The following is a 21,356-nucleotide window of genomic DNA, read 5'->3' as shown; positions in this document are numbered from 1 at the left end:
GGTATTCCTACAAATGCATCACCATCACTCTCAGGGGAAATAATATGCACTGCAAACTTACCCGGCTATCGCTGCTGATCTCCGGGATCTTCATGGCGGCCGGCACGGCCGCCTACGCCCAAACCGCCGGCACCACCGACGTCGGCACCGTGACCGTGCAAGGCAATGGCGGCACCGCCCAGGCCACCGGCCTGATCCAGCAGGAAGAATCTCCCAAGGCGCGCAGCTCGGTCAACCGCGACTACATGGAAAAGCAAAGCCCGACCGGCAACCCGTACCAGATGATCAGCCTGCTGCCGGGCGTGAACACCTACGACCAGGACGGCAGCGGCCTGTTCGGCGGCAACATCCGCGTGCGCGGCTTCAACAGCGACCAGTTGGGTTTCACCATCAACGGCGCCCCGGTCAACGACTCCGGCAGCTTCGCGGTCTACCCGCAGGAATACACCGATGCCGAAAACCTGTGCGACATCTTCGTCACCCAGGGCTCGACCGATACCGAAGCGCCGCACGTAGGCGCCTCCGGCGGCAACATCGGCATGACCATGTGCGCGCCGGAAGACCAGCAGCGCGTGCGCGTCTCCACCTCGGTCGGCTCCAACAGCCTGTGGAAGCGTTATGTGCGTTTCGACTCGGGCAAGCTGTTCAATGACCGCTTCAAGTTCTTCCTGTCGTATTCGAAGACCACGGCCGACAAGTTCAAGGGCGCCGGCGGCGCCGACAAGCAGCACATCGACTTCAACAGCAAGCTCGATCTCGGCCAGGGCAGCTTCATCGATGCCGGCTTCATGTACAACAACGCGATCAACAACAACTACCGTTCGCTGACCAAGGCCCAGATTGCCCAGTTCGGCCCCAACTACGACTTCGGCACCAAGGTGCCGGTGCACCAGCCGGGCGTGAACGGCACGGCCCAGAACGACAGCACCTACGCGCCCAACGCCGGCATCAACATCGGCAACAAGGACCTGTACTACGCGTACAACCTGAACCCGTTCAAGAACTGGCTGGCAACCGTCAACGGCCACTTCCAGTTGAGCCCGACGGCCAGCGTCGATGTCAGCCCCTATTTCTGGTACGGCTTCGGCACCGGCGGCAACCAGTTGCAGACCATCACCGAAGGCAATGCCGGCAACCTGCTGGGCGGCGGCGTGCGCGACGTCAACGGCGACGGCGACACCAGGGACACCGTGTTCGCCTACGAAGGCAGCCGCACCCGCACCTATCGCCCCGGCGTGACGCTCAAGTACAACCAGCAGATCGACAACCACAAGCTGATGTTCGGCTACTGGTACGAGCGCGCGCGCCACCAGCAAACCGGCCAGTACACCACCATCGACAACAACGGCAACATCGCCGACATGTGGCAGAACAATCCCGACCTGTGGCTGCGCAACCAGGACGGCAGCGTCGTGCAATATCGCGACACGCTCACCATCAGCACCGGCAAGTCGGCGTTCTTCCAGGACAGCATCAGCCTGATGAACGACAAGCTCAACGTCCAGCTCGGCGCGCGCTATTCCAGCATCGACCGCGACTTCACCAACAACCCGAGCCAGAGCGCCGGCGGCTTCTACACGGTGAAGAAGTCCTACTCCGACCTGCTGCCCAGCGTGGGCGTGCGCTTCCAGCTCGACCAGACGCAGTCGGTGTTCTTCAACGCCGCCAAGAACTTCAAGGCGCCGGGCAACTTCTCCTACTTCGGCCTGATCTCGGGCGGCAGCTTCGTCAACGGCGCCTATACCGGCGGCACCGTGCGCAACGTCCCGGTGGACAAGGAGACCTCCTGGAACTACGACCTCGGCTACCGCTACAACACCGACAAGTGGACCTTCTCCAGCTCGGTGTTCTACATCGACTACCGCAACCGCATCGCCACCGCCTACAACCCGGAGACCGCGACCAAGACCGACTACAACGTCGGCGACTCGACCTCCAAGGGCCTGGAACTGGAATCCGGTTATGCGCTGACCAGGAACCTGTCGCTGTACGGTTCGCTGTCCTACATCAAGAGCAAGATGAAGGACAACATGAAGGTTGACGCCAGCAACTCGCTGCCCACCAGCGGCAAGGAGTATCCGGATACGCCGAACTGGCTGTCCGGCCTCGCGCTGCAATACCAGCAGGACGGCTGGTATGTGTTCGGCCAGGCCAAGTACACCGGCAACCGCTACACCACGCTGGTCAACGATGACGCCATCGGCGGCTACACCGTGTTCAATGCCGGCGCCGGCGCCACCTTTGCGTCGACCTCCTGGCTCAAGAAACCGACCCTGCGCTTCAATCTCTACAACCTGTTCGACAAGCAATACCTGAACCTGAGCTCGGGCAGCGGCAGCCAGTTCACCACCAACGCCAACGCGGTGGGCAGCATCGCCGGCACTGCGCCATCGTTCTATATCGGCGCCCCGCGCACCTTCACCGTCACGCTGACCGCGGATTTCTGATCGCGGCCAACCCCAGGGGCGGCGGCGCGCAAGGGCCGCCGCCCTGAATACCTGCAAAAGAGGCAATCATGAACATGCAATTACTCCACGAACTGGCTTTCTACCTGATGTATGCCTGCGCTGCGCTGGCGATCTTCGTCATCGTCGAACGCGGACTGTTTTTCGGCTACACCATGCGCTGCGCCACCGGCCTGGAAAAGGCGATGACCCACGCCGTGCAGCATGTGCAGGAATTGCCTGCCGCGCTGACCGCCCGCCCCAGCCTGCCGCTGGCGCTGGTCACCGACATCCTGTCGGAAAAACACAACCTCCACAGCGAGAAGGACCTGGAAGATTTCAGCGAATCGGTCTACATCGCCAAGCGCGGCGAAGTGCAGCAGCGCCTGTGGATCCTCGACACCATCGTCACCGCCGCGCCGCTGCTGGGCCTGCTGGGCACCATCCTCGGCATCATCGACACCTTCAAGGCGCTGGCCGTCTCGGGCGTGTCCGATCCCGGCCAGGTGTCGCAGGGCATCGGCACCGCACTGTATGCCACGGCGCTGGGCATCGGCATCGCGGTGGTCGGCATGTTCTTCTTCAACCTGTTCCAGGAACGCATCGAACGCATCAACGACCACCTCAAAGTGTTGATGCTGCGCGCCTGCGTCGGCCGTACCGCCGAACAGCAAGCCAGCGTCCAGCAAGCGCACGGAAAACTGCATATCGCCTGACCGCCCGACCACGCCAGCAACCGGGAGACCCCATGCATCACCCCTTACGCCTGTTATCCAGGCTGGCCACGGCAATTGGCCTGGCCTTGTCGCTGCAAGGCCAGGCCCACGCCGAATTCGCCATTCCCGGTTTCGAGCTGGTGCATACCGTGCCGCGCGAAACCACATTGAGCACCCCCGACCTGCGCGATGCCGCGCTGGTGTGGAAAGAGATGTTCGACAGCGCAAAACGCGAGATCGACTTCGGCCAGTTCTACGTGGCCGGCCAGGACGGCGAGGCGCTGGGCGACATCATCGCCCACCTCGACGCGGCCGGACGGCGCGGCGTGAAGATCCGCTTCCTGATGGAAAAGAAGGGCGAGTTCGCCTCGGTGGCGGCGACCATCGAGCAGCTCAAGCGCATTCCCAACCTGGAATTCCGCCAACTGGATTATTCCAGGATGACCGGCAACGGCATCATCCACGCCAAGTACTTCGTGGTCGATGGCGCCAGCGCCTATGTCGGCAGCCAGAACTTCGACTGGCGCTCGTTCTCGCACATCCATGAGACCGGCCTGAAGATCACCGATGCCGCCATCGCCGCGCAGGTGCAGCAGATCTTCGAGATCGACTGGCAAGCGCAAGCCGCGATCGCGGCCGGCCAGGCGCCGGCAATACAAAACCATGCCACCGTGCTGGCCGACGAAAGCCGCGGCAACTACCTGGTGGCCAGCCCCAACGCCTTCAATCCTCCCGGCGTGGGCGACTCGGAAAGCGAACTGGTGCGGCTGGTGGCCGGCGCCAGACAAGAAGTGCGCGTGCAGTTGCTGGACTACGCCCCGCTGTCCTACGGCCCCAACCGCACCCGCCCTTACTACGCGGTGATCGACAATGCCATCCGCGCCGCAGCCGCGCGCGGCGTCAAGATCAAGCTGATGGTGTCGAACTGGAATACCGAACAGCCGGCGATCCGCTACCTGCAAAGCCTGGCCGTGCTGCCCAACGTGGAAATCCGCATCGTCACGCTGCCGCGCGCCTCCACCGGCTTCATCCCGTTCGCCCGGGTGATCCACACCAAGGCCATGAGCATCGACGGGCGCGTCGCCTGGATCGGCACCAGCAACTGGGCCGGCGGATACCTCGACAAGTCGCGCAACCTGGAAGTGGTGCTGCACGACGAAAAGATGGCGCACCGCATCGCCGAGCTGCACGAGCAGACCTGGAGCTCGCCCTATGCCGAGGCGATCGATGTGCTGCGGCAGTATCCGAAACCGGTCAAAGGCAAGGAATAGCCGACGGCATCCAGGCAAGAAAAACGACAAGGCGACATCGGCGGCAAGCCTGCGGGCTGCCGCTTTTTTATTTCCGCGAGGATCGGGTAAAACGGCATCTATACATAAAATCTAATTTTAGATAATATGTATGCATCATGAAAACCGACGCCCGCAAGAAAAAGGCCGCCCCGCCACCCCGCCCCGACCACGAACTGCTGATGTCGCAGCTCAGGCAGGTCGCCCAGGGCCTGGGCGAGACCTTCGCCCCCTTTTGCGAAGTGGTGCTGCACGACTTGCGCGATGCCGACCATTCCATTGTCGCCATCCATAACAACCTGTCCGGCCGCGAGGTGGGCGACGCCACCACCGAACTGGGGCTGGCGCGCATCGCCGACGAATCCTATCCGCAAGTGCTGGCCAATTACGCCAACCGCCTGCCCGACGGCCGCCAGGCCAAGAGCACGTCGGTCGGCATCAAGGATGCCGACGGCAAGTACGTGGCGGCGCTGTGCATGAACATCGACCTGACCCTGTTCGGCGCGCTGCAAGGCATGCTGCGCCAGTTCGGCGGCATCGACGGCAACGCGCGCGTGGCGGAAACGCTGGAGCCGACCGGCGCCCAGGCGATCCGCCACAAGATCGACGCCTTCGCGGCGCGCCTGTCGGCCACGCCGCGCAGCCTCAAGGCCGACGAGCGGCGCGCGCTGATGCGCGAACTGCGCGAGTCCGGCTGCATGGAGGTGCGGCGCGCGGCCGAGGTGGTCGCCGCCCACCTGGGCGTATCGCGCGCCACTGTCTACAACGACGAGCGGGATTGAAGCTTTCCCCTCCGACATCCCTAATGACATCTCCGATCGAAAGGAAGCTGCCGTGATCCCCGTTTCAAGCGCCACCGAATTGCCTACCTTCGCCGACGTCCTGCTGGCGGCCGAGCGCATCAAACCCTGGGCGCACCGGACGCCGGTGCTGACCTCGCGCACCGCCGACGCCGAGCTCGGCGCCAGCCTGTTCTTCAAGTGCGAAAACTTCCAGCGCATGGGCGCCTTCAAGTTCCGCGGCGCGATGAATGCGCTGGCGCAATTCGATGAGGCGCAGCGCCGCGCCGGCGTGATCACCTTTTCCTCCGGCAACCACGCGCAAGGCACGGCGCTGGCGGCGCAACTGCTGGGCATTCCCGCCACCATCGTGATGCCGCTGGACGCGCCCGCCGCCAAGGTGGCGGCCACCCGCGGCTATGGCGCCAACGTCGTCACCTACGACCGCTACACGGAAGACCGCGAACAGATCTGCGCGCGCCTGGCCGAAGAAAAGAAATTGACCGTGGTCCCGCCCTACGACCATCCGCATGTGATGGCCGGCCAGGGCACCGCTACCAAGGAATTGCTGGAAGAAACCGGCCCGCTGGATGCGTTGTTCGTCTGCGTGGGCGGCGGCGGCCTGCTCTCGGGCGCGGCGCTGGCGGCACGCGCCCTGGCGCCGGGCTGCAAGATTTATGGCGTGGAGCCGGAAGCCGGCAACGATGGCCAGCAATCCCTGCGCAGCGGCAGCCTGGTCAGCATCGCCACGCCCAAGACCATTGCCGACGGCGCCCAGACCCAGAGCCTGGGCAAATACACCTTTGCCGTCATCAAGCGCGATGTCGACGACATCCTGACCGTCTCCGACGAGGAACTGGTGGCTTGCATGCGCTTCTTCGCCGAGCGCATGAAGATGGTGGTGGAACCCACCGGCTGCCTGGCCTTCGCGGCGGCGCGCAAGCACCGCGCGCAATTGCAGGGAAAACGCGTGGGCGTGATCGTCAGCGGCGGCAATATCGACCTCGGCAAACTCTCCGCCTACCTGGCGCACTGAACCGCGCCTGCATTCTTCACTCCAGATTTTTAACGACGGGAACCGCCATGCCCCATCTCTTTCTTGAATATACCGACAACCTCAACATCGACACCCAAGCCACCCTGCTGCGCCTCAATGAGGCGCTGGTCGGCAGCGGCCACTTCGACGAGAACTCCATCAAGGCGCGCGCCATCCGGCTGGACGATTATGTCGTCGGCACCCAGCCGCAAGCCAGGCGCGCCTTCCTGCACCTGCGCCTGACCATCCTTTCTGGACGGACGCTGGAAGTGAAGAAAGAGATCACCGACCTGCTGGTGGCGACCGTGCAAAAAGAGCAGGAATGGCCGGACGGAATGCAGGTGCAGATCACGGCGGACGTGAGCGACATGCAGCGCGAGATTTACGGAAAGCTGAAGCTGTAACAACCTGTCCATCCCCTTCCGTCCTGGAGCGGAAGGGGATGGACAAGGCGTACCGACAAGCAGCCGTGCCGACGCCAGTCGCCACGGCTGCTTTCATGCGGAAACCGATGCGGAGTTCAGCGTTCCAGTGTCAGTGCGCCAGCGCTTCGCGGAACTGCACCACGTTGCCTTCGGGATCGAAGCCGTCGCAGGCGCGAAAATCCGCCGCACTCCATTCGGCCTCGACCGGCTTGACGCCGCCGCCCTGGGCCTGCGCGCCGATGCGCGCCTGCGCCAGCGAACGCACCGGCAGGAACAGCTTGACGGGGACCGCTTCACGCAATACCGGCGGCGTAGCGATCTGCACCTTGGCGGCGACGGCCGGCGGCATGGCGTGGATCACCAGCAAGAAATCCTGCGCTTCGATCACCACCTTCTCGGACTCGGCATGCTTGGGCACCACCGCCAGCACCTGCGCATAGAATGCGGCAAGGCGGGCTACATCTTTGGCAAACAGGACTGCGCCTGCTTTGGGCTGGGTCGACATCTCTGCTTTCAAAAACGAAGAACGAAACGGCAGAGTTTATTTTTGTCGGCAGCGGTTGGCAAGCCTGTCCATCCACATTCCCATGCCGGGGGAAACCCCGGGTTCAACATGCGAGCTTGTCGCCTGCGGGCGACATTGTTTTCGATGCCATGCTGCTTCGCAATATCAGACTTTTCCGACACGCGTTAGCGCCGTCATCCTACCCACAACAACAGCGCAAAAGCGTACTGTCGGTTCTTGAAGATGCATTGCCGGGCTGATGGCAAAGCGCCAATTGTCACGATGATCACCCCAATGTCGGCCAATGTGATTGAAAATACATCGTTTCTGCTACAAGCCGGTTTAAATTGTAAGAGGATGTTCCAGCATGTTTACTTCGCAATCCCATCTGCTAATTTGATGTTGCAAGGCAATAAGGCGCGTTCGCAAACAGTCGAAAAACAAAAGGCGAACGTGGAACCGTCCCGTGTCTTGCCGCAACGGATAAACCATCCGCCCCCGGGACTTCGCCTCAGTACATGGCTTGTCAATCACATTCCGGCAGATTAACCATCTGACTCGCACCATGACCAGAAACCTGCGCTCCTTTTTCACACCCGACAGCGCCTTCAAGCGCACCGTCTCCGGCTCGCGCATCCCACTGGCCAATAACGGCGGCCAAGCCGACGCCTGGCTGGAGCCGATGCTGGCCGACTTCATCTCGCTGGCCTGCAACCTGTGCGATGCCCCGTTCGGCATGATGACGCAACTGCATGCCGACATCGGCTTGCAGGAGCCCTTCGTGTCGGTGGCCAACGGCCGCGGCGACATCCGCAACCAATGGTGGCGCTTCCCCGGCCAGACCGGCGTGTCGCGCACCGCGGTGGATTTCTCGGTATGCGAAGCCGCCGCCCGCCGCCCGCGCGAACTGGCCGAGATTGCCGACCTGCGCGCCGACAGCCGCTTCGGCGAATCGGCCCTGGCCAACAATCCGCCCCAGGTGCGCTTTTACGCCGCGGTGCCGCTGGTGGCCGCCAACGGCGACGTGCTGGGCACGCTGTGCGTGATGGATCGCCAGCCGCGCACGCTGTCGCCCTCCCAGCGCGACGCCTTCTTGAAGCTGGGCCGCCAGTTGGAAAGCCAGCTCGACAGCCGCCGCACCATGCAAAAACTGGAGCAGCAGACGCTGACCGATGCCCTGACCGGCATCGGCAACCGTCGCAGCTTCGACCTGCGCCTGCGCGAGGAATGGACGCGCCACCTGCGCAATGCGCGTCCGCTGTCGATGCTGATGGTGGATGTGGATTACTTCAAGCAATACAACGACACCTACGGCCATCCGGCCGGCGATGCGCTGCTGGCGCAACTGGCGCGCGTGCTGCGCTCGCCCCTGCGCGCCAGCGACTTCCTGTCGCGCTACGGCGGCGATGAGTTCGCGCTGATCCTGCCCGACACCGAAGAGATCGGCGCCCACCAGGTGGCAGAGCGCATCAAGCGCGCGGTATCGATGGTGAAATGGCCGCACACCGAGATCGAGATCAGCCTGGGCGCGGCTACCGTCACGCCGTCCGAGATGTGCGATTTCCACGCGCTGCTGCAAGCGGCCGACAAGGCGATGTACCTGCGCAAGCATGGGCGCAATCCGGGCGGGCACGCCTGAGCTTCTCTCTCCGGATGCCGGATGTTCCAAAGAAAATGCCGCTGACGCCAGCGGCATTTTTACTTTCCGGATGACCTTCCCCCAGGTTTTTTCTCAGACGAACTTGCTGAAGTCCGGCTTGCGCTTTTCCAGGAAAGCGGTAAACGCTTCCTTGGCTTCCGGCCCGGTCAACATCCTGGCGAAGTGCTCGATCTCGGCCGTCATCTGCTGCTCGGTGGCGGCCACACGGTTCTTCTTCATCAGTTGCTTGGTGACGCGGATCGAGCCGGCCGGCAGCGCGGCCAGCTTGGCGGCCTGCTGTTGGGCATAGGGCAGCAGCTCTTCCAGCGGCAGCACGCGGTTGACGATGCCCATCTCCTGCGCTTCGGCGGCGAGGAAGGCTTCGCCCAGCAACAGCTTCTCGGCGGCGCGCTGGTAGCCGACCAGGTGCGGCAGCAACAGCGACGAGGCCGCCTCCGGGCACAACCCCAATTGCGTGAACGGCAGCGAGAACCGGGCATTGTCGGCCGCATAGACCAGGTCGCAATGCAACAGCAATGTGGTGCCGATGCCCACCGCCACGCCCGACACCGCGGCCACGATGGGCTTGGCGGCATGGCTGATCTGCCACAGGAACTGGAACACCGGCGCGTCCTTGCTGTTGGGCGGGTTCTTCAGGAAATCTTCCAGGTCGTTGCCGGCCGAGAAGGCTTGCGGTTTCCCGGTGAACAGGATGGCGCGCACCGCGCTGTCGGCCTCGGCCTCCTTCAGGGCATCGGCCAGTTGCTGGTACATGGCGGCGGTGAGGGCATTCTTCTTGGCTTCGCGATCGAAGTGGATCGTGAGGATGCCGTTTTCCTTGCTCAGTTGGATATCCATGGGTCTCCTGCTGTGTCTTTGTTATTCAGTAACGACGATGAAAAAAGCCGCACGGCGCGAGCAGTGCGGCTTGGGGATGGTCGGCTTCGGACGTCGCTTACACGCGTTCGAAAATGCCGGCCGCGCCCATGCCGGTGCCCACGCACATGGTCACCATGCCGTACTTCAGGTTCTTGCGGCGCAGGGCGTGGATGGTGGTGGCCGCGCGGATGGCGCCGGTGGCGCCCAGCGGGTGGCCCAGGGCGATGGCGCCGCCCATCGGGTTGACCTTGGACGGATCGAGGCCCAGGTCGCCGATCACCGCCAGCGCCTGGGCGGCGAAGGCTTCGTTCAGCTCGATCCAGTCGATCTGGTCCTGGGTCAGGCCGCCGGCCTTCAGTGCCGCAGGAATCGCTTCCTTGGGGCCAATGCCCATGATTTCCGGCGGCACGCCGCGCACCGCGAAGGAGACGAAACGCGCCAGCGGGGTCAGGTTGAATTGCTTGAGGATCTTTTCCGAGACGATGATCAGCGCGCCGGCGCCGTCCGAGGTCTGCGAACTGTTGCCGGCGGTGACGCTGCCCTTGGCGGCGAACACCGGTTTCAGCTTGGCCAGCGCGGCGATGTTGGAGTCGGCGCGCGGGCCTTCGTCCAGGTTCACCGTGCGGGTCTTGATGTCGATCTGGCCGCTGGCCAGGTTGGGGAAGCGCTCGACGATCTCGACCGGGGTCATCTCGTCGTTGAACTCGCCGGCCTGCTGGGCGGCGATCGCCTTCTGGTGCGAAGCCAGCGAGAACTCGTCCTGCGCTTCGCGCGACACCTTCCACTGCTGCGCCACCTTCTCGGCGGTCAGGCCCATGCCGTAGGCCATGCCGACGTTCTCATCCTTGAAGGCGTTGATGTTGATGGACGGGTGGAAGCCCATCATCGGCACCATCGACATCGACTCGGCGCCGGCGGCGATCATGACATCGGCCTCACCGACGCGGATGCGGTCGGCCGCCATGGCAATCGCGGTGATGCCGGAGGCGCAGTAGCGGTTGATGGTGACGCCGCCGATGGTATTGGGCAGGCCGGCCAGCAGCACGGCGTTGCGCGCCATGTTCAGGCCTTGCGCGCCTTCGGGGAAGGAGCAGCCGACGATGGCGTCCTCGATCAGTTTCGGATCCAGGCCGGGCACTTGCGCCACGGCGGACTGGATGGCGCGCACCAGCAGGTCGTCCGGGCGCGTGTTCTTGAACATGCCGCGCGGCGCCTTGCCGATCGGGGTACGGGTGGCGGCGACGATGTAGGCGTCTTGCAGTTGTTTACTCATTACAAATCTCCTTGGGCTCCCGCCCCTTCAAGGGGAGGGCTGGGGTGGGGATGGGTTCAAGGCATTCCAGATTTCCTGAACGACCACATCCGTCTCATTCAATACTTCGTTATTCCAAAAACGCAGAACCGTGAAGCCAGCCTGATTCAATCTCTGGGTTCGTTGCTCGTCATGCTGATTGTTGACGTGCTGCGAACCGTCCACTTCGATTACCAGGCGCCGTTCCAGGCAGACAAAATCGAATACATAATTTTCAAAGGGGTGTTGACGGCGAAACTTCACATCCATTTGCTGGCCGCGCAGGCGATGCCACAGACGCTGTTCGGCTTCGGTCATCGTCTTGCGCAACGCCTTTGCTGCTTGTTTCGTGAACGCGTTGGTTTGGCCTTGCATTGGAACTGCTCCTGCGTAACCCATCCCCACCCTAGCCCTCCCCTTGAAGGGGAGGGAGTTTCGATCTCAATTCACCACCTCCACGTCCCCTCCCCTTCAAGGGGAGGGCTAGGGTGGGGATGGGTGCAACGCGTTCCAGTCACCAGACTCTTTAATTACGCACTGGTTTTCCGGTTTGCATCATTCCCATGATCCGCTCTTGCGTCTTGGGATTGTTGAGCAACTCCATGAAGAACTTGCGCTCGATGTCGAGCAACCATTGTTCGTTGACGATGCTGCCTTCTTCCACTTCGCCGCCGGCGACCGTCTCGGCGATCATCTTGCCCAGCTTGTAGTCGTGCGCCGAGATGAAGCCGCCGTCGCGCATGTTGACCAGTTGCGCCATGATGGTGGCCAGGCCGTTACGGCCGATGACCGGCACCTGCGGCGGCAATTGCGGGCGGTAGCCGGCGTCGAACAGCGCGCGCGCCTCGACCTTGGCCACGTGCAGCAGCTCATAGGGGTTGAACACGATCACGTCGTCTTCGCGCAGGTAGCCCAGCTTGCGCGCTTCCAGCGCCGATTTCGACACATTGGCGGTGGCCGCGGCCAGCATGTATTCCTTGAGGAATTGCAGGATGTCGTTACCTTTGGCTTCCTTGGCCGCGCGCACCGCCGCTTCCTTCAGGCCGCCGCCGGCCGGGATCAGGCCCACGCCCACTTCCACCAGGCCGATGTAGGACTCGATCGAGGCCACGCGCTTGGCGGTGTGCAGCAGCAGCTCGCAGCCGCCGCCCAGGGCCAGGCCGGCCACCGCAGCGATCACCGGCACGCTGGCGTACTTCAGGCGCTGGTGCGCCTGCTGCAGATGGTGCACCACCGGCTCGATAGCCTTGACGCCGCCCGACATGAACAGCGGCAGCATCGACTGCAGGTCGGCGCCGGCCGAGAAGGCGCCGCCTTCGGCCGCATCCGGATGCCAGATCACCAGGCCCTTGAAGTTCTTCTCCGCTTCGTCGACGGCCTTGTTCATGCCGTCGATCACGCCCTGGCCGATCACGTGCATCTTGGTCTTGAACGACAGGATCAGGACTTCGTCGTTCTGGTGCCAGATGCGCACCGAGTCGTCTTCGAAGAAGGTGGCGCCGGCGGTCTTGCCGTCGGCTGCGCCTTCGCCCACCAGCGGCGCGCGGAAAGGCTGGCGCTGGTAGACCGGCAGTTCGGAACGCGCCACATCGGCCTTCCTGGAGGGCGAGTACGAACCCTTGGCGCTGTGCACGCCATCACGGCCATCGAATACCCAATCCGGCAGCGGCGCGCTCGACAGCGCCTTGCCGGCGTCGATGTCTTCCTTGACCCACTGCGCGACCTGCTTCCAGCCGGAGGCCTGCCAGGTCTCGAACGGGCCGACGCTCCAGCCGAAGCCCCAGCGCATGGCGAAGTCGAGGTCGCGCGCGTTATCGGCGACCGACTCCAGGTGCACCGCGATGTAATGGAAGGCGTCGCGGAAGATGGCCCACAGGAACTGGCCTTGCGGGTTGGTCGAATCGTGCAGCGCCTTCATACGCTTGACCGGGTCCTTTTCTTTCAGGATGCGGGCGATGATGTCGTCGGCCTTGGCGCCGCCGGGGACGTAGTCGCCCTTGGCCGGGTCGATGCGCAGGATATCCTTGCCCACCTTCTTGTAGAAGCCGGCGCCGCTCTTCTGGCCCAGCGCGCCCTGCTCGACCAGCTTGGCCAACAGCGGCGGCGTGGCATAGGCAGCATAGAACGGGTCGTCCTTCAGGTTGTCCTGCATGGTCTTGATGACGTGGCCCATGGTGTCCAGGCCCACCACGTCGGCGGTGCGGAAAGTGCCGGACTTGGCGCGGCCCAGCTTGGAACCGGTGAGGTCGTCGACCACGTCCACGGAAAGGCCATATTTCTCGGCTTCGATCACGGTGGCCAGGATGCCGAACACGCCGATGCGGTTGGCCACGAAGTTCGGCGTATCGAAGGCGCGCACCACGCCCTTGCCCAGGGTGGTGGTGAGGAAGGCTTCCAGCTTGTCCAGGATCTGCGGCTGGGTGGAGGTGGTCGGGATCAGCTCGACCAGGTGCATGTAGCGCGGCGGGTTGAAGAAGTGCACGCCGCAAAAGCGCGCCTTCAGCTCGGCGTCGAAGCCTTCGGCCAGCGCGTTGATCGACAGGCCCGAGGTGTTGGAGGCGAAGATGGTGTTGGGGCCGATGTGCGGCGCGACCTTCTTGTACAGGTCGTGCTTCCAGTCCATGCGCTCGGCGATGGCTTCGATGATCAGGTCGCAGCCGGCCAGCTGCGCCAGGTCGTCCTCGTAGTTGGCGACCTGGATCAGGGCCGCGTCATCCTTGTTGCCCAGCGGCGCCGGGCTGAGCTTCTTCAGGTTCTCGATGGCGCGCAGCACGATGCCGTTCTTCGGGCCTTCCTTGGCCGGCAGGTCGAACAGCACGACCGGCACGCGCGCGTTGATGCAGTGCGCGGCAATCTGGGCGCCCATGACGCCGGCGCCGAGCACGGCCACTTTTTTGACGATGAAATTGGACACGCAAGTCTCCTTTTTTGCTGATGCTTCAAACATGAATTCGGGGCAGGGCAATGCAAAACGTGGCGCAAGGCGTGCCGTTACTGTACGCCTTCCGACCGCTTTCTACAGCATGCCGTGCCGGGGTGACATAGCCATGACGCCATGCCACGGCCTTGTCTTATCTTATTGCGGCAGATCAATGTCGCAAGGCGCCAAACTGGCCGCCCCGCGTCCTTACTCGACAACTCAGAACAAATCCGCGTCCAGCGCCATCAGGTTGGCCGCGCCGGAGCGCGCCTGGCGGATCAGCATCGCGGTTTCCGGCAGCAGGCGCGCGAAGTAGAAGCGCGCGGTGGCCAGCTTGGCGGTGTAGAAGGTATCGCCGGAGCCCTGCTTTTCCAGCGCGATCTTGGCCATTTGGGCAAACAGGTAGGAGAACACCAGGTGGCCGACCACGCGCAGGTAAGGCACGGCGGCAGCGCCGGCCTCATCCTGGTTGGCGAAGGACTTCATGCCGATTTCCATGGTCAGCTTGGTGACCTTGTCGCCGATGTCGGCCAGCGGCGTGATGAATTCGGACATGGCTTCGTCGGTACCGTTCTCTTCGACGAAGGCCTGGATCTGCGCGCCGAACTTCTTGAGCTTGGCGCCGTTGTCCATCAGGATCTTGCGGCCCAGCAGGTCCAGCGACTGGATGGTGTTGGTGCCTTCGTAGATCATGTTGATGCGGGCGTCGCGCACGTATTGCTCCATGCCCCATTCGGCGATGTAGCCGTGGCCGCCGTAGACCTGCAGGCATTCGGAAGTGGCGATCCAGGCGTTGTCGGTCAGGAAGGCCTTGATCACCGGGGTCAGCAGCGCGACGATGTCGGCCGAATCCTTGCGCACCTGCTCGTCCGGGTGGGACAGTTCCTTGTCCAGCTCCAGCGCGACGTAGGAGGTGAAGGCGCGGCCGCCTTCGGCAAAGGCCTTGGCGGTCAGCAGCATGCGGCGCACGTCGGGGTGCACGATGATCGGGTCGGCCGGCTTGTCGGCGGCCTTGATGCCGGTCAGGCTGCGCATCTGCAGGCGATCCTTGGCGTACACCAGGGCGTTCTGGTACGCCACTTCGGTCAGGCCCAGGCCTTGCATGCCCACGCCCAGGCGGGCCGCGTTCATGAACACGAACATCGCCTGCAGGCCCTTGTGCGGCTGGCCGATCAGCCAGCCGGTGGCGCCGTCCAGGTTCATCTGGCAAGTGGCGTTGCCATGGATGCCCATCTTCTCTTCGATGGCGCCGCAGAAGATCGGGTTGCGCGCGCCCAGCGAGCCGTCGGCATTGGGCAGGAACTTGGGCACGATGAACAGCGAGATGCCCTTGGAGCCTTGCGGCGCATCCGGCAGGCGCGCCAGCACCAGGTGGACGATGTTGTCGGAGACGTCGTTTTCGCCGGCCGAGATGAAGATCTTGTTGCCGGTGATCTTGTAGGAGCCGTCGGCCTGCGGCTCGGCCTTGCTGCGCAACAGGCCCAGGTCGGTGCCGCAATGCGCTTCGGTCAGGCACATGGTGCCGGTCCATTCGCCCGAGACCAGCTTGGGCAGGTACAGCGCCTTCTGCTCGTCGGAGCCGTGCGCGTGCAGGCACTCGTAGGCGCCGTGCGACAGGCCGGGATACATGGTCCAGGCCTGGTTGCTTGAATTGAGCATTTCGTAGAACGAATTGTTCAGCGTCAGCGGCAGGCCCTGGCCGCCATATTCGGTGTCGCAGGACAGCGCCGCCCAGCCGGCTTCGACGTACTGCTTGTAGGCTTCCTTGAAACCCTTGGGGGTGGTGACGGCCTTGGTCTCGCGGTCGAAATGGCAGCCTTCGCGGTCGCCCGAATGGTTCAGCGGGAACAGCACCTGCGAGGTGAACTTGCCGCCCTCTTCCAGCACCTGGTCGATCAGCTCGCGGTTGGTTTCGGCGTGCGGCGGCAACTCTTTGAATACCTCTTCGACCTTGAGCAGCTCGTGCAGGACGAATTGCATGTCGCGCAGGGGGGCGTTGTATTGGGGCATGTATGTCTCCGGAACAGGTTAGGCGGCTTTTTTGGCAGCCGATTTGGAATTCTTGGCGGGTGTGGCGGCAGTCTTGGCGCTGCTGTCCAGCGGGCGGTAACTGTCGATCAGGCGGTCGAAGCTGGCCTGGGCGCGTTCGACGCTGCCGGGAATATTGAGGAAGCGGGCGTCGTGGTGCAGCGCCAGGATCAGGCCGTACATTTCATAGACCATCTGGCCGACGTCGATATCGGCGCGGATGTGGCCGGCTTCCATGGCCTGCTTGATGCAGCGCTCCAGCGCATCGCGCCAGGCCTGGACCATCGCCACCAGGTGGTCGCGGATGGCGCCCGGGCGGTCGTCGTACTCGACCGCGCCGCTGATGTAGATGCAGCCCAGCGCGATTTCGACCGTGACCTGCTTGACCCAGCGCGCGAACATTGCTTCCAGGCGCGGCAGGCCGCGCACTTCCTTGATGGACGGGTAGAACACGTCCTGCTCGAAGCGGTTGTGGTACAGGCGCACGACTTCGATCTGCAGGTCTTCGCGCGAGCCGAAATGGGCGAACACGCCGGACTTGCTCATCTTCATCTTCTCGGCCAACAGGCCGATGGTGAGCCCTTCCAGGCCGTCGCGGCTGGCCAGCTCCAGCGCCACGTCGAGGATGGCGGCGCGGGTCTGCTCGCCCTTGCGCAGGAATTTCGGCCGGGTGGTCGCAGGAGTGGCGGTCGTCGCCTTGCTTGTCTCTGTCATCATTGTCTCTTTGGTATCCGCCGCGTGGAAGGCGGCGGGAACGGTTCGGATAGGCAGGTCTGCCCTTTGCGGCACGATGCTTCCGGAATTTATTCGAACGATCGTACTATTATTCATCGCGCCGTAAATGTCAAACAAAAAATCGGCGTGAACCGGACAAGCCGGCGTGCAACGGCGCCGGGCTTGCCGCCGGGAAAACTCAGGGCCCGTCCGCCCCTTCTTGCGGGGCGGATGCGGAGCCGCCCAGCAGGTCATGGGCGTCCAGGATGGCGTAGACGATGGCGGGATTGTTTTCCAGGCATTTGCGGATGGCGGCCGGGACGGTTTCGCGGGTCTTGCGGCACAGGCCGGGCTGTTCGGCCAGCCGGATCTGCAGGCCGCGCACGCTGCGCACCTCCAGCGCGGCAGGGGCGATCTGCAGGACGATGCCCAAGTTCTTCCGCATCAGCCGGCCGATATGCAGCAGGTCTTCGTAGGAACCGATGCGCATGATGCGCTCAATCAGCCGCTTTTCTTCCTCGCGGGTCAGCAGCAGCACCCGCGCCGCCTCCGAATGCAACCGGTCCATCAACTGCTCGCGCTCGCACACGCACGCGCCTGGCGGGCACTCTTTGCGGATGGTCGGTTGGAACAGGACTGCCTGGGACATCTGCGCCTACTCTGAACAGGTTCTAAGATTGGCCGGGAAAATCTTCTCCATCTTACAACGGGCGGCGGCGACCGGTCAGGATGAGGAGCGGTCGAGCAGGCGGCGGTCGCGCTTGGTCGGCCGCCCCTTGATCTCGGCGGCGGGTTCGCGGAACAGACGGTGCCGCTCCGCCTCTGTTGCGCGGCGGCGCAGGCTGTCTTCGGTCTCGCTGTAGAGCGTGGCGGCGATGGCGGCCGAGCCGCGCTTGTCGGCTACGCCGGTCACCACCACTTCCCATTCGGTGGCGCCGTTATCGATGGCCAGCCTGTCGCCGGCCTTGACGCTATGCGCGGGCTTGGTGCGCTCGCCATTGAGCCTGACGCGGCCGCGCTCGATGGCCTCGGTGGCGAGCGAGCGCGTCTTGAAAAAGCGTGCGGCCCAGCACCATTTGTCGATGCGGATGGTGTCCATGGTTATCCTGCGGGTAATGATGCGATGTCGCGTGATGTGGATTGTACGGCGCATGCGCCGGCCTGCGCCGGGATGGCGGCGATTGCGGCCGGGCAAGAAAAACGCCGGCGAATCGCCGGCGCTTTCCATTCATGCCAGACCCGGGCCGGGATCAGCGCTCAACCGCCAGCGCCACGCCCATGCCGCCGCCGATACACAGGCTGGCCAGGCCGCGCTTGGCGTCGCGACGCGCCATCTCGTGCAGCAGGGTCACCAGCACGCGGCAGCCGGAGGCGCCGATCGGGTGGCCCAGCGCAATCGCGCCGCCGTTGACGTTGATCTTGCCGGTGTCCCAGCCCATTTGCTTGTTGACGGCGATGGCCTGGGCCGCGAAGGCTTCGTTGATTTCCATCAGGTCCAGGTCTTGCGGGTTCCAGCCGGCCTTCTTCAGGGTCAGCTGCGACGCCGGCACCGGGCCCATGCCCATGATGCTGGGGTCGAGGCCGGCCGACGAGTAGGACTTGATCTTCGCCAGCACCGGCAGGCCCAGCTCGGCCGCCAGCCTGGCGGAAGTGACCACCACCGCGGCGGCGCCGTCGTTGATGCCCGAAGCGTTGCCGGCGGTCACCGTGCCGGCCTTGTCGAAGGCCGGGCGCAGCGCGCCCAGCGCGTCGGCGGTCACGCCGTGCTTGACGAACTCGTCGGTGTCGAACAGCACGGTTTCCTTCTTGCCCTTGATCTCGATGGGGACGATCTCATCCTTGAACTTGCCGGCCTTTTGCGCGGCTTCGGCCTTGTTCTGCGAGGCGGCGGCGAAGGCGTCCTGCTCGGCGCGCGAGATGTCGAACTTCTTGGCCACGTTCTCGGCGGTGATGCCCATGTGGTACTGGTTGTAGACGTCCCACAGGCCATCGACGATCATGGTGTCGGTCAGCTTGGCGTCGCCCATGCGGAAGCCGTCGCGCGAATTGTTGAGCACATGCGGCGAGGCGCTCATGTTTTCCTGGCCGCCGGCGATGACGATCTGGGCGTCGCCGCACTTGATGGCCTGGGCCGCCAGTTGCACCGCCTTCAGGCCGCTGCCGCAGACCTTGCCGACCACGAAGGCCGGCACCATGTCGGGCAGGCCGGACTTGATCACCGCCTGGCGCGCCGGGTTCTGGCCCACGCCGGCGGTCAGCACCTGGCCGAGGATGACTTCGCTGATGGCTTCCGGCTTGATGCCGGTCTTGGCCAGCAACGCCTTGATGACTTGCGCACCGAGATCGGCGGCGGCGATCTTGGAAAGGGAACCGCCGAACTTACCGATTGCTGTTCTCTGTGCTGCAACAATGACGACGTCATCCATAATGCGCTCCTTTTATTGAATTGGCGGGAAAGCCACGCGGCCTTCCGTGGGAAACCCGGACGGCCATCTTAGTCCATTTCATCATGGAATGCGATACGGTGAATTTTCGGTATTTGCGTACATTGCGCAGCGCCATCCAGGCGCCGGCAACCGCCGCTGCCGCCCCTCAGGCGTCCTGCCCCAGCGTGATGATGTGGATCACCGTGCGGTAAAGCAGGAAGGCGGCGCCATACCAGGCGCGCTTGTACCAGGGCGCATGCGTGAAGTCGGACAGGTGGATCACGCGCCCCTCGGCGGCGCCGGCCTCGATCTCTTCCCTCAGGTAGCGCGAGAACGCCGGGTCCTGGATGACCACATTGGCCTCCTGGTTGACGAACAGGGACAGGCCGTCGTAGTTGCTGGAGCCGACCGTGGACCACTTGTCGTCCACTACCGCCACCTTGGCATGCAAATCGGTCTTGATGTATTCGACGATGCGCACCCCGGCGCCCAGCAGCTTGGGATAGAAGGAATGCGCCACCGCATCCTGCATGGCGAACTGGCCCACGCCCAGCAGCAAGGTCACCTTCACGCCGCGCTGCGCCGCTTGTTCCAGCGCGCGCCGCATCTTGCGCCCCGGAGCGAAATAGGGGGTGACCAGAAAAGCGCTGTCGCGCGCGTGCCCCAAGGCCTGCAGGTAAGCGTGCTGGATGGTGCGGCGGTTGCGGAAGTTGTCGCGCACCACCAGCGCGGCCTGGGCCGCGCCATGGACCGGCACCACCAGGCGATGCCGCAAGCGCTTGAAATTCTCCCAGCGCGCCTTGAGCTTCATGCGACCCACGCGCCGCCACTGGGCATCCATCTCGCGATAGATCTCATGCACCAGCGGGCCGGTGATGCGCACCGCGAAGTCCCAGCGCGGCGCCGGCAGCACGGTCGCAAAATCGCGGTCGGACAGGAAATCGTCGTTGATGTTGAGCCCGCCGACGAAAGCCACCTGGCGGTCCACCACGCACAGCTTGCGGTGGCTGCGCGCCACGCCGCGCCTGAACCAGGGGTTGAAGGAGCGGTGCTGCACGCCGGCTCCCGCCAGGGTCTGCTTGAGCTGCCGGGTCTGCACGCGGCCGGTGCCCAGCCAGTCGTTGATCACATACACCACCACCCCGCGCCGGGCCGCGCGCTGCAATGCGTCGCGCACCAGGATGCCGGTGTCGTCGATGGCGAAGATATAGGTTTCAAGGTAGATCTCCACGCGCGCCGCGTCGATGGCGGCGATCAGCGCGGGGTAGTAGCCTGCGCCGCTGTGCAGCAGCGCAATCTCGTTGCCGTCGGTGAAATTCAGATGGCGCATGCGGGACTTTTTTCTTGGTTCTGTTCAGTCGGGACGAACCGCCAACGGCAGCAAAGGCGTACTGCAGACAGCTTCCACGAGCCGCCGGCGCAACGCAGCCCGCAGCGTTTTGCTGGCGGCTCCAAGTCTACGCCAAGTGCAGTTCGCTGACGATAGGCGCATGGTCGGACAAGCGCGTCCACGGTCCCTCCCTCAACACTTGCGCGGTCTCGACCTTGAAGCCGCGCAGGTAAATCCGATCCAGCCGCAGCCACGGCAGCATCGCCGGAAAGGTGCGCGCCGGACGGATCGGCGCCGACAATCCGCCCATCCTGCGCAGGCTCTGCATCAGCCCCTTGGTGAGCGGCTGGTCGAACACCTCGATCACGCCCAGGCGCTGATATAGCAGCTTGCTCAGCTGGTTGGTCCAGTCGTTGAAATCGCCGGCGATGATCAACGGCGCATCGGGCGGCGAGGAAGAGCGCACCGCCTCGATCAGCGCCGCCGTCTGGCGGCGGCGGCTGCCGGCGAACAGGCCGAGGTGGACCACATAGCAATGCACGTCGACGCCCTCCACCGGCACCACGCAATGCAGGATGCCGCGCGATTCATAGGCATGGTCGGAGACATCCTGGTTGCGGATGGAAGCGATGGCGAAGCGCGAAATCAGCGCATTGCCGTGGTGCCCGTGGTCGTACACGGCATTCATGCCATACGCCGAATGATGGGTTTCGCCGGCCAGGTATTCATGCTGGCCCAGCTGCGGCCAGTTGGAGGCGTGGCGCAAGGCGTTCAGGTCGTGCCGGCCCTGCACTTCCTGCAGGAACAGGATATCGGCATCGAGCTGGGCCAGCGCCTGCTTGAGCGCCAGGATACGCGGCCGGCCGCCGAACGAAGTCACGCCTTTGTGGATGTTGTATGTCGCGACACGCAACTTCATGGGACACCTTTCTTGT

The 21,356-nt window shown here is 63.9% G+C and carries 19 protein-coding genes; 7 read left to right on the top strand and 12 right to left on the bottom strand.

Going from position 1 to position 21,356, the window contains the following annotated elements; translation table 11 throughout:
* Positions 1 to 44 precede the first annotated feature (44 nt).
* The 6 genes from FB598_RS20185 to FB598_RS20160 all read left to right on the top strand — a co-directional run bounded on the left by FB598_RS20185 (position 45) and on the right by FB598_RS20160 (position 6,668).
* Positions 45 to 2,447, top strand: a complete 2,403-nt coding sequence (locus FB598_RS20185) for a TonB-dependent receptor (protein ID WP_141918301.1) — start codon at positions 45 to 47, stop codon at positions 2,445 to 2,447.
* A gap of 68 nt (positions 2,448 to 2,515) precedes the next feature.
* Positions 2,516 to 3,160, top strand: a complete 645-nt coding sequence (locus FB598_RS20180) for a MotA/TolQ/ExbB proton channel family protein (protein ID WP_141918298.1) — start codon at positions 2,516 to 2,518, stop codon at positions 3,158 to 3,160.
* Between the two features lie 32 nt (positions 3,161 to 3,192).
* On the top strand, positions 3,193 to 4,431 hold the full coding sequence (locus FB598_RS20175) for a phospholipase D-like domain-containing protein (RefSeq protein ID WP_141918296.1): 1,239 nt from the start codon (positions 3,193 to 3,195) through the stop codon (positions 4,429 to 4,431).
* Positions 4,432 to 4,568: 137 nt separating this feature from the next.
* Positions 4,569 to 5,231 carry a transcriptional regulator gene (locus tag FB598_RS20170; protein ID WP_141918294.1) on the top strand — a complete coding sequence of 221 codons (663 nt, stop codon included), beginning with the start codon at positions 4,569 to 4,571 and terminating at the stop codon, positions 5,229 to 5,231.
* 52 nt (positions 5,232 to 5,283) lie between these two features.
* Complete coding sequence (locus FB598_RS20165) at positions 5,284 to 6,264, top strand: threo-3-hydroxy-L-aspartate ammonia-lyase (RefSeq protein ID WP_141918292.1); 981 nt, start codon at positions 5,284 to 5,286, stop codon at positions 6,262 to 6,264.
* 47 nt (positions 6,265 to 6,311) lie between these two features.
* Positions 6,312 to 6,668, top strand: coding sequence for a 5-carboxymethyl-2-hydroxymuconate Delta-isomerase (locus FB598_RS20160; protein WP_141918289.1), 357 nt, complete (start codon positions 6,312 to 6,314; stop codon positions 6,666 to 6,668).
* Between the two features lie 130 nt (positions 6,669 to 6,798).
* On the opposite strand, the gene FB598_RS20155 is transcribed toward FB598_RS20160, so the two are convergent.
* Complete coding sequence (locus FB598_RS20155; RefSeq protein ID WP_141918287.1) at positions 6,799 to 7,194, bottom strand: hypothetical protein; 396 nt, start codon at positions 7,192 to 7,194, stop codon at positions 6,799 to 6,801.
* Positions 7,195 to 7,759: 565 nt separating this feature from the next.
* Here FB598_RS20155 and FB598_RS20150 point away from each other — a divergent pair.
* Positions 7,760 to 8,833, top strand: coding sequence for a sensor domain-containing diguanylate cyclase (locus FB598_RS20150; protein ID WP_255464013.1), 1,074 nt, complete (start codon positions 7,760 to 7,762; stop codon positions 8,831 to 8,833).
* 93 nt (positions 8,834 to 8,926) lie between these two features.
* Here FB598_RS20150 and FB598_RS20145 read toward each other — a convergent pair whose 3' ends face one another.
* From FB598_RS20145 to FB598_RS20095, 11 genes are all read right to left on the bottom strand, one after another.
* Positions 8,927 to 9,691, bottom strand: a complete 765-nt coding sequence (locus FB598_RS20145; RefSeq protein WP_141918284.1) for an enoyl-CoA hydratase — start codon at positions 9,689 to 9,691, stop codon at positions 8,927 to 8,929.
* A gap of 97 nt (positions 9,692 to 9,788) precedes the next feature.
* Positions 9,789 to 10,985 (bottom strand): acetyl-CoA C-acyltransferase, encoded by a 1,197-nt coding sequence (locus FB598_RS20140; protein WP_141918281.1) that lies wholly within the window; start codon positions 10,983 to 10,985, stop codon positions 9,789 to 9,791.
* 27 nt (positions 10,986 to 11,012) lie between these two features.
* Positions 11,013 to 11,378, bottom strand: coding sequence for an endonuclease domain-containing protein (locus tag FB598_RS20135; protein ID WP_141918279.1), 366 nt, complete (start codon positions 11,376 to 11,378; stop codon positions 11,013 to 11,015).
* 151 nt (positions 11,379 to 11,529) lie between these two features.
* A complete protein-coding gene (locus FB598_RS20130) occupies positions 11,530 to 13,917 on the bottom strand; it encodes a 3-hydroxyacyl-CoA dehydrogenase/enoyl-CoA hydratase family protein (RefSeq protein WP_141918276.1) in 2,388 nt (795 codons plus the stop codon).
* A 225-nt stretch (positions 13,918 to 14,142) separates the two neighbouring features.
* Positions 14,143 to 15,933 carry an acyl-CoA dehydrogenase C-terminal domain-containing protein gene (locus FB598_RS20125; protein ID WP_141918274.1) on the bottom strand — a complete coding sequence of 597 codons (1,791 nt, stop codon included), beginning with the start codon at positions 15,931 to 15,933 and terminating at the stop codon, positions 14,143 to 14,145.
* An 18-nt stretch (positions 15,934 to 15,951) separates the two neighbouring features.
* Positions 15,952 to 16,665, bottom strand: coding sequence for a TetR/AcrR family transcriptional regulator (locus FB598_RS20120; protein ID WP_141918272.1), 714 nt, complete (start codon positions 16,663 to 16,665; stop codon positions 15,952 to 15,954).
* A gap of 199 nt (positions 16,666 to 16,864) precedes the next feature.
* A complete protein-coding gene (locus FB598_RS20115) occupies positions 16,865 to 17,314 on the bottom strand; it encodes a hypothetical protein (RefSeq protein WP_141918270.1) in 450 nt (149 codons plus the stop codon).
* 75 nt (positions 17,315 to 17,389) lie between these two features.
* On the bottom strand, positions 17,390 to 17,764 hold the full coding sequence (locus tag FB598_RS20110; RefSeq protein WP_141918268.1) for an RNA-binding S4 domain-containing protein: 375 nt from the start codon (positions 17,762 to 17,764) through the stop codon (positions 17,390 to 17,392).
* 151 nt (positions 17,765 to 17,915) lie between these two features.
* Complete coding sequence (locus FB598_RS20105; RefSeq protein ID WP_141918266.1) at positions 17,916 to 19,091, bottom strand: acetyl-CoA C-acetyltransferase; 1,176 nt, start codon at positions 19,089 to 19,091, stop codon at positions 17,916 to 17,918.
* 166 nt (positions 19,092 to 19,257) lie between these two features.
* The gene (locus tag FB598_RS20100) at positions 19,258 to 20,421 is read right to left on the bottom strand and encodes a phosphatidylserine/phosphatidylglycerophosphate/cardiolipin synthase family protein (protein WP_141918264.1); all 1,164 of its coding nucleotides are present in this window, start codon (positions 20,419 to 20,421) and stop codon (positions 19,258 to 19,260) included.
* 127 nt (positions 20,422 to 20,548) lie between these two features.
* Positions 20,549 to 21,340 carry an endonuclease/exonuclease/phosphatase family protein gene (locus tag FB598_RS20095; RefSeq protein ID WP_141918262.1) on the bottom strand — a complete coding sequence of 264 codons (792 nt, stop codon included), beginning with the start codon at positions 21,338 to 21,340 and terminating at the stop codon, positions 20,549 to 20,551.
* Between the last annotated feature and the right edge of the window lie 16 nt (positions 21,341 to 21,356).

It is taken from the genome of Herbaspirillum sp. SJZ106 (genome assembly GCF_006715495.1).
In the GTDB taxonomy this organism is placed as follows: Bacteria; Pseudomonadota; Gammaproteobacteria; order Burkholderiales; family Burkholderiaceae_D; genus Herbaspirillum.
Note: the sequence above shows the minus strand (reverse complement) of the source record. Positions and strands in the feature narration are given on the sequence as shown.